A 15,860-nucleotide genomic window follows, 5' to 3' on the forward strand; every position below is an offset into this window, starting at 1 on the left:
ATGATAACTGTAGAAGATAAAATTAGGACCTTTTCTAAATACGTTTATGACAAAGAAGTACGAAAAGCTAATAAATTATTAGCAGAGATAGATAGTAAAAACATGGAAATAACTGATAGTAAACGTAAAGAAATAGAAACAAAATGCAGCCTTTTGAATGAAAAAATGAGTAAAAATATACAGATTAAATCTCAAAAGATATTGTCAACAGCTAAAATAGACTCAAAAAAGATGTTGTTGAATGTACAAAAAGATTTACTTAATTCCTTTATTAGTGAAATTATATCTTCATTGATAGAGTTTACAAATAAAGAAGCTTATGATATTTATGTAAAAGACACTCTTTGTGAATCTAGTGAATTAATATTAAATAATGATACGAAAATTTTTCTAGTAAAAAGGGATGTACAAAGGTTTTCGAGTTATATTAAGGCTGAGTATAAGAACGTTGAAATAGTCCAAATGGATGATGAAAATATTGGTGGAATTATTATTGAGTCTGTGTCTGATAAGGAAAGAATGGACTATACAATTAAAAGAAAAGTCAACGAATATAAAAGTGAAATAGGTATAAGGCTTTACGAATCACTTGAAAAGCAGGTGAAATAAATTGAGAAAAAATGGTATTATAAACATGATTAATGGGCCAGTAATCAGAGGAAAAAATATGGCAAATTTTAAGATGCGTGAAATGGTCATGGTTGGTAGCAAAAAACTTATTGGCGAAGTAATAATACTTGATGGTGATGTAGGAACTATACAAGTATATGAGGAAACAGAAGGTTTAAAATTAGGTGAAGAAGTTATTTCAACTGAAAAGCCTTTATCGGTAAAATTAGGTCCAGGAATGATGGGAAATATGTTTGATGGAATACAAAGACCCTTAGTAGAGATCAATAAAATCAATAAAGATTTTATTCCTGAAGGAATTGGTTTACTATCTATAAATCAAGAAAAATTATGGGAAGTCACTATTACTGTAGAGGTTGGAGATATACTAAGTGAAGGGCAAATCTTTGGTTATGTACAAGAAACTTCTCTTATAAAACATTGGTTACTAGTACCACCAAATAAATCAGGTACTGTTAGTTCAATAGCTACAAATAAAAATTACAATATAGAAGATGTATTAGTAATATTAGAAGGAGAGAACAAACAGGAGCAATTAAAAATGTACCATGAATGGCCTGTTAGGGTTCCTAGACCTGTTAAAGAAAGAAAAGAGATAGAAAAGCCATTAATTACAGGGCAAAGAGTTTTGGATATATTTTTTCCTTTAGCAAAAGGTGGAACATGTGCTATTCCAGGAGGTTTCGGTACAGGAAAAACAATGACGCAACATCAACTTGCTAAATGGTCTGATGCTGATATCATAATCTATATCGGTTGTGGTGAGCGAGGAAATGAAATGACTGAGGTGTTAGAAGATTTTCCTAAATTAATAGATCCAAAATCTAATAAGCCTCTAATGGAAAGAACTATTTTAATTGCAAATACTTCTAATATGCCTGTTGCTGCTAGAGAAGCAAGTATTTATACAGGAATTACTATGGCAGAGTATTATAGAGATATGGGGTATGATGTAGCAATAATGGCTGATTCAACATCTAGATGGGCAGAGGCGTTACGAGAAATTTCAGGGAGACTTGAAGAAATGCCTGCAGAGGAAGGTTATCCTGCTTATTTATCCTCAAGAGTTGCTGAGTTTTATGAAAGAGCAGGTTCAGTTGAATCATTAAATGGAAAAGAAGGTTCAGTAACTATTATTGGAGCTGTATCTCCAGCCGGTGGCGATTTTTCTGAACCAGTAACTGAAAATACAAAAAGATATGTAAATGTATTTTTAGCGCTAGACAAGGAATTAGCTTATTCTAGACATTATCCAGCCATAAATTGGCTAGATAGTTACAGTGGATACATAAAGGTTTTAGAACAGTGGTACGAGGTTAACTTAGCTGATGATTCTATAAAACTTAGAAATAAAATGCTAGAGCTATTAAATAATGAAAATAAACTTCAAGAAATTGTTATGTTAGTTGGAGAAGATGTGCTTCCAGATGATCAACGTTTAGTTCTAGAAATAGCAAAATTAATTAAGATCGGTTTTTTACAGCAAAATGCATTTAACTCTCAGGATACTTTTGTTCCTTTAAAAAAGCAGTATCGTATGTTATGGATTATTGATTATTTATATGAAAAATGCCGAAAATTATTAGTACTAAATGTACCTATTTCTCAAATAAAAAACCAAAGTATTTTTGACGAGATAATCAAGATGAAATATACTGTTTTGAATGATGATTTATCTAAAATAGACGAAATACAAGCAAAAATCAACGAATATTATGATGAACTAGAAAAAAAATATCTTGTTTAATTGGATGTGTTGAAAAGTGAAAAAAGAATATTTAAAGATCGATAAAATAATTGGACCACTAATTGAAATGTCCAACGTGAATGATGTTTTTTTTGGTGAAGTTGTAGATATTATGAGTAGTGATGGTGTGATAAAAAAAGGAAAGGTAATTAAAATAGAAGAGAAGAAAGTTGTTATACAAGTATTTGAAAATACTTCAGGACTTTCTACAAATAATTCTTCAATTTCATTTACCAAAGAAGCCTTTGAACTATCACTATCTAAGGAAATACTAGGGAGAAGTTTTGATGGCTTGGGGAGACCATTAGACCAAGGTGGTGCGATTTACAGTAGAAATAAGTTGAATATTAATGGGAGACCTATTAATCCTGTAGCAAGAAAGTATCCTAGAGATTTTATACAAACAGGCATATCAAGTATAGATGCACTAATGACTCTTATAAGAGGTCAAAAACTGCCTATATTTTCGGGAAATGGTATGACTCATAATGAACTTGCTGCCCAGATTGTAAGACAAGCTAAACTTGGAGAAGGGTCTAGTGAAGATTTTGCAATTGTATTTGCAGCAATTGGTGTAAAACATGATGATGCAGATTTTTTTAAAAAGAGCTTAATGGAAGCTAATGCAATGGATCGAGTAGTCATGTTTATAAATTATGCCAATGATCCAATTGCGGAGAGAATTAATACCCCAAGGTGTGCATTGACAGTAGCTGAGTACCTTGCATTTGAAGAAGATATGCAGATATTAGTTGTCATGAGCGATATTACTAGTTATTGCGAAGCGATACGGGAAGTATCCTCTGCAAAAGAAGAAGTGCCTAGTAGAAAAGGTTTTCCAGGTTATTTATACTCTGATTTAGCTTCTTTATATGAGCGTGCTGGAATGCTAAAAGATAAACCAGGATCAATTACATTTTTACCTATTTTAACTATGCCAAATGATGATATTACTCATCCTATTCCTGACTTAACTGGATACATTACAGAAGGTCAAATCGTATTGGGAAGAGAACTATTTCAGAACAATATATACCCGCCAGTAAATATTTTGCCATCTCTATCTAGACTTATGAAGGATGGTATTGGTGAAGGCTATACAAGAAGTGATCATCCTGATGTAGCAAACCAGTTATTTTCATCGTATTCAAAAGTACAAGAGATTAGATCATTGGCACAGATTATCGGTGAAGATGATTTGTCAGAGGTAGATAGAAGTTACATGAAATTTGGGAGAGTATTTGAAGATGAATTCATTTCTCAAGGGTTTCATGAAAACCGGGACATTAACCAAACTATAGATTTAGCTTGGAAAATTCTTAGGATCCTACCCAAAGATGAACTAGATAGAATAAATCCCGATTTAATTGATGTGCATTACGAATTAAAGAATGATGGTGAATAAATGGCTAATAAGATAACACCTACAAAAGCAAATTTAATAAAAAGTAAGAGCGCTTTAAATTTTTCACTAAAAGGATTTGACTTATTAGATAAGAAGAGGACAGTGTTAATACAAGAAATGATGACACTTACTGAATCAGCTAAGACAATTGAGGATAAAATAGAAGAAAAATTTGCTGAAGCTTACGAAGCCATTAAGCAAGTAAGTATTACTATGGGAGTTTATAACATTGAAGAAGTCATTTTAGCTGTTAATAAGGAACAAGATTATGATATACGATTTAAAAGTGTTATGGGGGTTGAGATCCCTGAAGTTTTGTACACATTAAAGGAAAAAATTAATCCGCAATACGGATTTTATCGGAGTAATCCGTCTTTAGATATTGCAATATTTAAATTAAATGAAGTAAAGTACTTATCATATCAACTAGCACAAGTTGAAACTTCTGCTTATAAATTATCTCTAGAGATAAGAAAGACTCAGAAAAGGGCTAATGCCTTAGATAAAATTCAGATACCTAAATTTAATAAGCAAATAAAGTTTATTGAAGAAATTTTAGAAGAAAAAGAAAGAGAAGACTTCTTTAGGTTAAAAATAGTAAAGAAAAAGCAGAACTAATCAAGATTTAGTTTAATAAATAGTAGTGAGATATATCGCTACTATTGACTTGTGAGGAGACATCATGGGAAAGATGCTTACTGTAACAACTATGTTTTTAATACAAATGATTATTACCTTTGAGACTTCAGGTCTTTATGCCATGGCTCCTATCCTTTCAAATAATTTTGGAATTAACCATTCTTCGATTATACTAGTGAATATTGGATTTGCATTGGCTGGAATATGTGCCCCATTTTTTGGTGTTGCTTCTGAAAAATATGGAAAGAAAAAGTTTATTATAATTGGAGTATCTACATTTTTAATAGGTAGTATAATTACATCTTATGCAAATGGTGCAACTTTATTTTTGGTAGGTCGAAGCATTATTGGCCTTGGATATTACAATTTGTCAGGTTTATTATTAGCTTACTTAGGAGATATTGTAGCCTATAGTAATAGAGGTAAAATATATGGAATTATCAGAGCGGCATCAGGTATAGGAATACTACTAAGTCCACTAACCTCAACTTATTTAATTAGTAATTTTAGTTTAAAAGTATACTATTTAATTATTGCTTTTATTACAGCAATAATACTACTTTTATCTTTTTTTATACCAAAGGTAGAAAAACGTAGTAGTTATAAAATTTCAACTGTGGATATTATACTCATTTTTAGAAATAGAGATGGAAGGTTATTTTTGTTTTTAAATTTTAGTATGGGAACTTTTTTAGTATTATACTTCAGTTATATAGCAGTTCATCTAGAAGCTTTTTTCAATTTATCAGCTTTAAATATTGGGAAGGTGCTAACGTATTCTGCTTTTGGAACATTATCAGGTATTTTTATTGCTGGGATTTTATCTGACAGAATTGGAAAGCTAAAACTAACTAAAATCTATTATCTTATATTGATAGCTAGTATATTTCTAATTAATATAGTTAATATCCACTTTATTTGGATAATTACATTTATAATGTCTTTAAGTTTTGATGGAGGATGGACTATTATACAGACTATTTCCTCGGAAATAATACCAGAAGAAAGAGGCGTATTTATGTCTCTAGTATTCTTCGTCGTATCGCTTTCATTAATTTTATTTTATATTATAGGGCCTGTGGTGTACAGTTACGGTGGATTTTTATATACTACTGTTTTAAGTGGATTTTTTATAATTATTTCATATATTTTATTTTTGAAATTTGCTAAAAATAACACTGAAAAATTTAATTGATAACAGTTCATAGAATTAATATAACAGTAAAGTACAGATTAACAAATAAAGAATTAACGACTAAAATACATAAATGAATGACAGTTGTAGCGTATAAAAGTTGATTTTGATACTAAAGTAATCAAGAACTAGTAACTCATCAGGGAGGATATGATGAAAAGGTTTATATCAAATTATCATACTCATAATAATTATTGCGATGGCAAAAATACAATTGAAGAGATGGTTATAGCAGCTATAGATAAAGGCATTCTACATCTTGGCATATCATCCCATGCAGCCATAATAAATCAAGAGCATTGGACAATGCATGAAAGTGAAATGAATAATTACTTGAAAGAAATTAGTATAATAAAAGATAGATATAGTAAAAAAATTGTTATATATTCTGGACTAGAGATAGACTATTTTAATGGATTAGGATTAAATCCACTAGCTATCCCTTATATAGAATATTTAGATTATTATATAGGTTCTGTTCATACACTATATGCACACAATACAGGAGACTTTTGTTTTGTTGATGAATCAAGAGAAGTATTAGAACAAGCTATTGACAGGATGTTTAAAGGAAATGTGGAATATGCTGTAAGACATTATTATAATAGCATAAAAGAGATGGTGGTAAAATATGAGCCTACAATAATAGGCCATATAGATATAATAAAAAAGAACAATAAAGGAAATTACTTTTTTAATGAAGAGGAAAAATGGTATAAGGATATTATCGTAGAAACACTAAATGTAATAAATAGAAGTAATAGTATTATTGAAATAAACACTGGTGGCATACCTAGATATGGAAGTGATTGCTTATATCCATCTACTTTTATCCTAGAAGAGATACTAAAGAATAATATGGATATTACAGTAAACGCAGATTCTCATAGTGTGGAAGGAATAGATTTCTATTATGATGAAATTTATACAATAGTTAAAGATATTGGATTTAAGAGAATTATGACTTTTACTCATGATGGTTGGATACCTTATAAATTATAACTACAAAATAACCCTCAAACAAATTTTGTTTGAGGGTTATTTTTAATACTTTGAGTATTCATTGTTACTAGATTTTTTAATGTATTTAATAGCAGATTGTCTTTTATATCTTCTCTTTCTTATTTGAGTATTTTTAACAAAGACATAGAGTCTTGCAAATATATACAGCCCAAGTATACCAGGTAGTACCCAAACAAGTGATTTAATTATTTTGTTAAATCTAACAGAGTTTACACTTTCCAATTCATTTCCCGAGACTAAGTCAGCTTCAGCTATTTTTGTAGCATCCAAAGAGTATTCAACAGTTCCTATTTTTTCACCTTCTTTAATTGAAGGAGATAAATCTTTTGATATATTAATAGAGGCTACTATCTCTTTATCATTATCTTTATTAACAACATATTTTACAGTGCTTCTAGATACAATTTTGAGTGGAGATGTAGCGTCTTGAATGCTATATTCTTGAATGAACTCGTTCTTATTAACTAAAGTAGAAGTAACAAAGTTATCAAATCCGTATTCGAACATATTTATAGTATCGCTATATGAAGCAACTCCGTTAGATTGAAGTACCACAGCAATAAGTCTCATTCCATTTTCTTCTGCTGCACTTAAAAGAGTATTTCTTGCTACACTTGTAAAACCTGTTTTAGAAGCAATTACTTTATCGTAAAAGAATTCCCCTGTATCAGATCTATAAAGTCTATTTTTAGTCCATAAATACCTTGTATCTTGCTTATTAGTCTCAGGAATTATGTAATTTTTTGTAGTCATAAGGTTTAATAGTATAGGATTCTTAATTGCTTCGCGCATAATCAATGCCATATCGTGAGCGGTAGTGTAATGATTTTCATTATGTAGACCATGTGGATTTACAAAATTAGAATCATTAGCTCCTAGGGCTTTAGCTTTTGCATTCATTAATTTGGAAAATTCCTCAACAGAACCGCTTGTTTGTTCAGCAATTGCAACTGCAACATCATTTCCAGATTCAACAAGTAAACCGTACATAAGTTGTTCCATAGTCAATTTTTCATCTGGTATTAGGTAAATAGCACTGCTGCCACTTTCAATTTGGTTTGGAACATCATTTCCTACCACTACTACATCTTCTAACTCATTATGCTCAAGGGCAATAATAGCAGTAAGAACTTTAGTTATACTAGCAGGGTATTGTTTTACATTTGAATTTTTATCATATAATATTTGACCTGTATCTGCTTCCATTAGCATTGCAGATCCTGATTCTATGTTTGGATTTGCTAAGGCTCTTGAGTTTATAAAAACTACAAGTGCAAATATTATAATTAAAACTTTTTTAGTCATAAGTTCCTCCATAGGTGGGGTAATTTTATATTATATCATAAGAAATCTCCAATAGCTCATGATGTTCAAACTACACTATCATACTTGGATAAGCGTAGAGACGCTATCGTTACAATTTATACGATATGTATACAATTCTATTATAACTTGTACACATTTTAATTATAACAAAAAAAATAAAAAAAGTGTTGAAATTAAGAAGGTTTTTTATATAAAAATGTAGAATAGTGAATTGAGGTGTAAAATATGGATAAAAATAAGTTGTTGTACAATAAAAAAGTCACTATGATACTTTCAATTGTTATAGTAACTATACTATTAATTTATTATTATACATCCTTAAATAGCTCAAATATTAAAGTTAATGAAGGCATAATTGAATTAGAGGATCCTGAACAAGAAGTAACTATATTTATACATATATCTGGAGAGGTTAAAAATCCTGGAATAGTTGAATTACTGTATGGACAAAGGCTATACGAGGCATTAGAATTAATAGGTGGTACTACTATTGAAGCAGATATTGACCAGGTAAACTTAGCTATGATAGTAGAAGATCAACAAAAGATTGTAATTCCTTCGAAAAACGAAAATTCAGAATTTGAAAAAAACAGAGAAGAGGGTATGATAAATATAAATACTGCCGATTTAACAGAACTCACAAAGTTGCCTGGAATAGGTGAAACCATTGCAAATAATATTGTGATTTATAGGCAGGATAATAATGGGTTTAGGAAAATTGATGAAATAAAGAATGTCTCGAGAATAGGAGACGTTACCTTTGAAAAAATAAAAGATATGATAACATGTTATTAAATAATAAGATAAGGATTGATGGAAATGAAACTTACTGTTCTTGGAAATAATGGGCCTTACCCGACAGCCAATGGTGCATGTTCAGGGTATTTAATAGAACATGATGATACTAAAATTTTATTAGATTGTGGAAATGGTGTTATGAGCAATTTGCTTAATGTATGTGACATTATGAAGTTAGACGCTATTATACTTACTCATCTACATCCAGACCATATTTCAGATATTTTTATTATGAGGTATGCATTACAAAGAAAAGGTATACAGATACCTTTGTATGCACCCTCTAGTCCTTCAGATGAATATAAGAGACTAGAATATAAGAATGTTTTTGATATTTGTGAGATATATCAAGATCTGAAATTAACTATTGGACAGCTATCTATTACTTTTAGAGAATTCAAGCATGTACTAAGAAATTATGGTATTTGTATAGAAACAGAAAATAAAAAATTTGTATACACAGGTGATATGATCTATGACGAAAACATTATAGAGTTTGCTAGTAATTCAGATGTACTATTGATTGAAGCTGGAGTTTTACATCGAGATTTAAAGTTTAATCCACCTCATCTATCTGCGAAGCAGGCGTGTGAAATAGGGAAAAAAAGCAAGGTTAAAAAGTTGTTTTTGACGCATTTTAATCCTGAATATACGATAGATGAGTATATTAAAGAATCTATAAATCAGTTTGATGGCTTGCTCGTGTTAGCAACTATAATGAAAACTTATCAAATATAGAAAAAAGATAAGTTGGGAATTAAGTGCCTGTAAAAGTCGCGACACTCGCCAAATGAAAGCAAACTTTCATTTACGTACCTTAATAACTATACAGTTAAATAGTAAGCTATTTAACTGCTCCGTCATTAAGGTGATACGAAAATATATTTTCGCTTGGCTCGTTGTTTCGCGAAAACTAATATTCAGTAGGGGATGAAGAAAACCCCTACTGAATAAAGTTTCACTTTATCGATTAAGGATTTGAGTCTCTATGAAAAGACTACCTTTGTTTTTTTTCATATCTGGTTTATTAGCTATTATTTCCTATAATATAGGTATAAACCTTATATTAGCATGTGTAGTATTTGCTATTGCTTTCTGTATTTGTAAAGGTGATAGCTATAAACTAATTGTGATTTATTGCTCTATAATTTTCATATTCATTTTTTGTCGCATGGATAATATTAGCAATATCACATCATCTTTTGATTTAAATAAAAATGAAGTACAGTACCAAGGCAGGGTTGTCTCATTCCCAATTTACAAAGAAAATAAAGTTCAATTTGTAATGGAAGTAAAAGGAGCTAAAAAAGAAAAGGTTCAAGGGTTTATAAATAACAATACTCATTTATTAACTTATGGAGATATGATTGAATTTACTGCTCAAGCTACTATACCTAATAGTAGGAGAAATCCTGGGGGCTTTGATTATAGACAATATTTAAGAACTAAAAAAATATACACAGTTATGTATATAAATAACGATTCGTTAGTTATACAGAACAATTCTCAAAATATAATATCAAAAAATATTTCAGCACTTCGTAATAAATTAACTGACTTTATTGATGTAAATTTCACTGAAAGAGAAAATCAATTCTTAAGAGCTTTGATAATTGGGGAGAAGGGAAACGACAGTGAAGTTATAAATAACTTTAATAAATTAGGTATATCACATATTTTATCAGTTTCTGGTTTACATGTTGGTTTTATATATTTATTTGCTACTACCATATGCAGAATTCTTAAGTTAAATAAAAAAATACAAATATATATTATAGGAATATCTCTATATACATACTGTTTTATAGTTGGGTTTAGTGATTCGGTTATTAGAGCATCACTTATGTTGTTTCTTTTATTACTTGCAAATATCACAAATAAAAAATACGATACATTAAATGTCTTATGCTTTCTAGCACTGTGTTTTATTCTGCACAATCCTTATGTTATATATAGTGTTGGGTTTCAATTGTCTTACAGTGCTGTCTTATCAATTACTGTCTTCTATCCATATCTAAACAATAAGATCAGTTTTAATACAAAGTACTTAGAGTACTTTAAATCCATAATATTAATAACAATTTCCGTCCAGATTGGTACGATTCCTTTAGTAATATATCATTTTAATAATATATCAATTTTTTCTCTTATAACCAACTTGCTAATCGTGCCAGCAGCTGGGTTTATCGTTATTGTTTTTTTGTGTGTATTCTGTGTTAGTACCCTACTTAATATATCTTTGCTACCTTTTCTCGTACCAGTAAAGCTCAGTATTAATTTTATATTAAGTGTATCTGAAAACTTAATTAAAATACCTTACTCATATAGTATTTTATCACCAATGCCTTTTTATATAGTAAGCTTTTATTATTTGTTGGTATTTATTTGTTTTGGATACTTATATCACTACAGATTAAGAAATAGAAAAGTGATTATTGTAGTTACTATAATAAATATATCTATTGTGATTATATTAAGTATTATACCTAAACCACTTACTGTTACTTATTTAGATGTAGGTCAGGGAGATTCAGCTTTGATTCAATTTCCGAGTGGTCAAAATATGTTAATTGATGGAGGAGGGCAATACAATTATTCTGTTGGAGATGAGATTATTATCAATACTCTTGTACATAAGAATATCCGTAAATTAGATTTAGTAGTGTGTACTCATTCTCATGACGATCATAAGCTGGGAATTTTAGAGATAATTGGTAAGGTGAAAATAGATAGCATTATTATTAATTGTCTCGAAGAAGAGGGATATACAGATTTAATATCTTTGGCAAATGAATTTAATATTCCAGTATATAAAAATAATCAAGTTAAAGTAAATATAAGTAAAAGTATCCTTTTAGACTTTGTATATCCAAATAGCAACACATTATATATTGATGAAAATAATAGCTCTGTAATTACTAAAATGAGCTATAATGATATATCATTTTTATTTATGGGCGACTTAGAAAATAAAGGAGAAAAAAATCTTATAGAAAACAAGAAAGATATTAGCAGTGTTTTCTTAAAAATAGGTCATCATGGTAGCAAGACCTCTACAGGTAAAGAATTCTTATCTACGGTAAATCCCGTATATGGTATAATTAGCGTAGGAAAAGATAATCGCTATAATCATCCTAATCAAGAAGTTTTAGAGTTGTTAGATAATAAAGGTGTCAATTATTTTAGAACTGATCAAGTTGGAGCTATTGAAATAAATACTAATGGAGAAAAAGTGAAGATTAAAACATATACAGATTGAAGGAGAATAGTTGTGGATTATAAACAATTAATGAAAGACATTAAGAATAATAGTATTAGTAAAGTATATTTGTTTTATGGAGAGGAATTTTTACTTTCTCAGATGTTGCTTAAGAACTTAAAAAAATCTTTTATTAGCCCCCAGTATGAACAATTAAATGTAACTTCATTTGATGGAAAGACAGTCACGGTAGATGAAATAATAAATGCTTGTGAAACTTTGCCATTTATTGAGAGTAAAAGACTTGTAGTAGTTAATAACATATCAGTTTTACATGGTACAAATAGCATTTCAAGCAAGGATATAGATGCATTGTGCAATTATATAGGAAATTTGCCTCCAAGCAGTTGTTTGGTTTTTATAAATAAAGATATTGATAAAAAGCGTAAACTGTATAAAGCTATACTAAAGTATGGTGAAGTAGTAGAATATAATAAATTATCAAAGATTGATTTATCTAGATGGATTACTAAGAGAACTCATTTAAGAAAAAAGAAAATAGAAAATAATGCTCTCAATTTTTTCATTGAATCAAGTGATTATCTAAATAGAGATAGTAAGATGAATTTAAGTGATATTGAAAATGATATAGAAAAGATTTTAGCATTTTCAAAAGATAAAGCAGTGATTGAATTAAATGACATTGAAAGTTCTATACAAGAAAACACGGATACTAATATTTTTAAAATGTTAGAATTACTAGGTAAGGGATCTATTAGCCAAAGTTTATCTTTATTAGATATACTCATAAAGAATGGAGAACCACCAGTAAAAATACTATTTATGATAGTGCGACAAATTCGTTTGATTTATCACAGTAAATTACTAATGGATGCGGGGTATTCTACCAATGATATCTCAAAGATAATGGGAGAAAGACCTTTTGTAGTGACAAAGGCACTTAATCAAGTGAAATTGTTTTCATATGAAAAATTAAACGCTATCTATGAGTATGCAGCTAAGATAGACATTAAAATGAAAAGTACACAATTAGATCATAAGTTAGCATTAGAAATGCTACTAGTTATAGCAAACTAATAATAAATCAATGGGTAATTCTACGGCAGAGAAACTCACGGTGAAGCAATAGTTTTTCTCAGGAGCTGTGGATATATAAATTATAAGTACTTAAATAAGTGGTTAAGAACTAAAAATGAGTAAAAAAAATTGACTACATAACGGAGTAGTCATTTTTTAGACACGAGTGGGGAAATATTGTTTAATTACATAGCGTTAAGTTTTCTGGCTAATGTACTCTTTTTTCTTGAAGCAGAATTTTTATGGAATACACCTTTAGAAACACCAGAATCAATTTTTTTAACAGCATCTTTAAAAGCTTCTAAAGCTAAATCTTTATCGCTAGAATCAACAGCTGATTCAAATTTCTTTATAGTAGTTTTAATAGTGCTTTTAATACTCTTATTTCTTAGAGTTCTAATTTCAGTAAGTTTAACTCTCTTAATAGCTGATTTAATATTTGCCATGTTTTTCACCACCCTCCGTTATCTATAACTCAAAATATTCTATCATCTACAAAGGTAAATATCAAGTATTATTATTTTTAATGATAGTATTTTAAAAAAAAATGTATTATTGTCCTCATTATTTGAAAAATAGTATTAAGAGGTGAACGAAATGAACATGAGAACAGATTTAGCATTAGAAAATAAAGAGGACTTAAGTAAAAGAGGAATTAATGAAGATGGAATTAGAGTTAATGTAGATGAGACAGTGAAAGAAATGATTTTGACCCAAGTTGAAATTACTAATTCTCAGGGCGAAAAAGCCATGGGCAAGCCGATAGGAAACTATGTAACACTTGAAATTAAAAATATTCCAGATAATATGTTAAAAATTTCAGAAGTACTTGCAAAAGAAATAAAAAAAGTCATAATGCGTGATCCTGACGAAAATTTCACTACATTAGTAGTAGGATTAGGTAATTGGAATATTACACCGGATGCACTTGGTCCAAAAGTAGTCTCAAAGCTAATGATTACAAAACACATATTTAAAGAGGCTAGTGAATTAATAGATCACGATATGTCACAAGTCTGTGCATTATCACCAGGAGTATTAGGTATAACAGGAATAGAGACAAGCCAAATTATTAAGGGTGTAGTCGAAAAGGTATCTCCAAATCTAATTATAGCTATTGATGCTTTAGCTTCTAGAAAGATAGAGAGAATTTGTTCAACAATACAGCTTACTGATACTGGTATAATACCAGGTTCTGGCGTCAATAATAAAAGAAAAGCTCTTAACCATAGTACTTTAGGTGTGCCAGTAATTGCAATAGGAGTACCTACAGTAGTTGAAGCATCTACAATGGCAAATGACACAATTGATATAGTATTAGATAAAATAATTGAACAGACATCTAGTGGCCAGGAATTTTATAAAATGTTATCTGAAATTGATAAAGAAGAAAAAGAATTAATGATTAAAGATTTGCTAAGACCTTATGTTGGAGACTTATTAGTTACTCCTAAAGATGTAGATCAAAATATTACTGATTTATCAAGTGTTATTGCAAATGCAATTAATTTAGCCCTGCATCCTCATATGAATTTAGACCAAATGAACTCATATATTCATTAATATAAACATAAAAATATTTATAATGAATAGAATAATAAGAGTTACTATAGATGAGAAAATGAGGTGCATTATTTGCGAAAGGATATTGGCGATAAAATTTATTCTATTATTATTATAATTTTAGTGTTTAGCATTGTTTATCAGACCAGTTTTCTATTAGTAAATACAAAAGACTCTACGCCTGTTGTGCTTAGTGAGAATTACATTGTTGAAAATGAGGAACAGGAAATGGCTACTAATAATTCAGCTACTACAGAATTAGAATTAAAAGAAAATGAAGTCGAGAAAAATAGTGATGATTTTAGCGCGGATCAAGATGTAGACATAAGCCTATATATGTATTTGGTACAACAAGTAATACCCTATAATAGTAAGACATCAAATTATACATTAAAAGATATAATTAAATATATTACTAAAGTAGACTTTAATGATCCCAAGACATTGATTAGCAGTCAAATACCAATAATCCACAGTTATGAAGAAGATAATGTTGAGATTAGTGTTGAAGAAGAGAAAGAAATTTATAGCATAACTGCATCAAAACCTCTAAATAGTGATGAGGTGGAAGTTAATAATACAAGTGATAAACCCTTAGTATTACTATATAGTACTCATACTACAGAGAGCTATACTTCTACAGACAAAACAAAAATTGATTACACCAGTTATGCGAGAACAACTAATGAAGAACACAATGTTTTAGCAGTAGGTGCTGAGGTAAAAAAAGTGCTAGAGGAAAAGTATGGAATAGTAGTTGTTCATGATACTACAGTTCACGATTACCCAAGCTATGCACAGTCTTATAGTAATTCTCTAGAGACTATTAAGAAAAATTTAAAGAAATATCCGTCAATACAATATGTGTTTGATATTCATAGGGATGGGTTGGTTGACAATCCTAGCAATAAGGAAAAATATGCTACTGTAGTTAATGAAGTAAATAGTGCAAAAATAATGATGGTGGTAGGTTTAAACCATGATAATTCTGCAATGAATTTAAAGTTTTCAGAAAAGGTATACCAAGGTTTTAAAGAAATGTACCCGTCGATAGCTTTACCTACAGTTAAGAGGAGTACTGCTAAATATAATCAATTTGCAAGAGATAATGCTATGCTTTTTGAGGTAGGTAGTAATTTAAGTACATTAGAAGAAGCTAAGGCATCAGGAAAATTTTTAGGTGATGTATTAGGAAAAGTAATTACTGATAAAGAAAACAACTAAAAGGATAAAAAAT

14 protein-coding genes are annotated in these 15,860 nt (G+C 29.5%); 12 read left to right on the forward strand and 2 right to left on the reverse strand.

What is annotated here, in order from left to right; genetic code table 11:
• From GC105_RS02270 to GC105_RS02295, 6 genes are all read left to right on the forward strand, one after another.
• Complete coding sequence (locus tag GC105_RS02270; RefSeq protein ID WP_152801282.1) at positions 1-609, forward strand: V-type ATP synthase subunit E; 609 nt, start codon at positions 1-3, stop codon at positions 607-609.
• Between the two features lies 1 nt (position 610).
• On the forward strand, positions 611-2,377 hold the full coding sequence (locus GC105_RS02275; protein WP_281350059.1) for a V-type ATP synthase subunit A: 1,767 nt from the start codon (positions 611-613) through the stop codon (positions 2,375-2,377).
• Between the two features lie 16 nt (positions 2,378-2,393).
• Positions 2,394-3,782, forward strand: coding sequence for a V-type ATP synthase subunit B (locus GC105_RS02280; protein WP_343029931.1), 1,389 nt, complete (start codon positions 2,394-2,396; stop codon positions 3,780-3,782).
• Entirely contained in the window at positions 3,783-4,400 is a 618-nt protein-coding gene (locus GC105_RS02285) for a V-type ATP synthase subunit D (protein WP_152801283.1), read from the forward strand.
• Positions 4,401-4,464: 64 nt separating this feature from the next.
• Positions 4,465-5,616 carry an MFS transporter gene (locus tag GC105_RS02290; RefSeq protein WP_152801285.1) on the forward strand — a complete coding sequence of 384 codons (1,152 nt, stop codon included), beginning with the start codon at positions 4,465-4,467 and terminating at the stop codon, positions 5,614-5,616.
• A 153-nt stretch (positions 5,617-5,769) separates the two neighbouring features.
• A complete protein-coding gene (locus GC105_RS02295; RefSeq protein WP_193708242.1) occupies positions 5,770-6,618 on the forward strand; it encodes a histidinol-phosphatase in 849 nt (282 codons plus the stop codon).
• 42 nt (positions 6,619-6,660) lie between these two features.
• On the opposite strand, the gene GC105_RS02300 is transcribed toward GC105_RS02295, so the two are convergent.
• Positions 6,661-7,944 carry a D-alanyl-D-alanine carboxypeptidase family protein gene (locus tag GC105_RS02300; RefSeq protein ID WP_193708243.1) on the reverse strand — a complete coding sequence of 428 codons (1,284 nt, stop codon included), beginning with the start codon at positions 7,942-7,944 and terminating at the stop codon, positions 6,661-6,663.
• A 246-nt stretch (positions 7,945-8,190) separates the two neighbouring features.
• Between GC105_RS02300 and GC105_RS02305 the strand changes: the two genes are divergently transcribed.
• From GC105_RS02305 to holA, 4 genes are all read left to right on the forward strand, one after another.
• Positions 8,191-8,760, forward strand: coding sequence for a helix-hairpin-helix domain-containing protein (locus GC105_RS02305; protein WP_152801291.1), 570 nt, complete (start codon positions 8,191-8,193; stop codon positions 8,758-8,760).
• Between the two features lie 24 nt (positions 8,761-8,784).
• Entirely contained in the window at positions 8,785-9,501 is a 717-nt protein-coding gene (locus tag GC105_RS02310) for an MBL fold metallo-hydrolase (RefSeq protein ID WP_193708244.1), read from the forward strand.
• A 250-nt stretch (positions 9,502-9,751) separates the two neighbouring features.
• Positions 9,752-12,022, forward strand: coding sequence for a DNA internalization-related competence protein ComEC/Rec2 (locus GC105_RS02315; protein WP_152801295.1), 2,271 nt, complete (start codon positions 9,752-9,754; stop codon positions 12,020-12,022).
• Between the two features lie 12 nt (positions 12,023-12,034).
• Positions 12,035-13,060: a DNA polymerase III subunit delta gene (holA, locus tag GC105_RS02320; protein ID WP_152801297.1), complete on the forward strand. Its 1,026-nt coding sequence runs from the start codon at positions 12,035-12,037 to the stop codon at positions 13,058-13,060.
• Between the two features lie 185 nt (positions 13,061-13,245).
• On the opposite strand, the gene rpsT is transcribed toward holA, so the two are convergent.
• Entirely contained in the window at positions 13,246-13,506 is a 261-nt protein-coding gene (gene rpsT / locus GC105_RS02325) for a 30S ribosomal protein S20 (RefSeq protein ID WP_152801299.1), read from the reverse strand.
• 151 nt (positions 13,507-13,657) lie between these two features.
• Between rpsT and gpr the strand changes: the two genes are divergently transcribed.
• Positions 13,658-14,623: a GPR endopeptidase gene (gene gpr / locus GC105_RS02330; RefSeq protein ID WP_152801301.1), complete on the forward strand. Its 966-nt coding sequence runs from the start codon at positions 13,658-13,660 to the stop codon at positions 14,621-14,623.
• A gap of 72 nt (positions 14,624-14,695) precedes the next feature.
• The gene (gene spoIIP, locus GC105_RS02335) at positions 14,696-15,847 is read left to right on the forward strand and encodes a stage II sporulation protein P (RefSeq protein ID WP_152801303.1); all 1,152 of its coding nucleotides are present in this window, start codon (positions 14,696-14,698) and stop codon (positions 15,845-15,847) included.
• Positions 15,848-15,860: the final 13 nt, after the last annotated feature.

The sequence above is a fragment of the Alkalibaculum sporogenes genome, from assembly GCF_009362815.1.
GTDB classification, from domain to species: domain Bacteria; phylum Bacillota; class Clostridia; order Eubacteriales; family Alkalibacteraceae; genus Alkalibaculum_A; species Alkalibaculum_A sporogenes.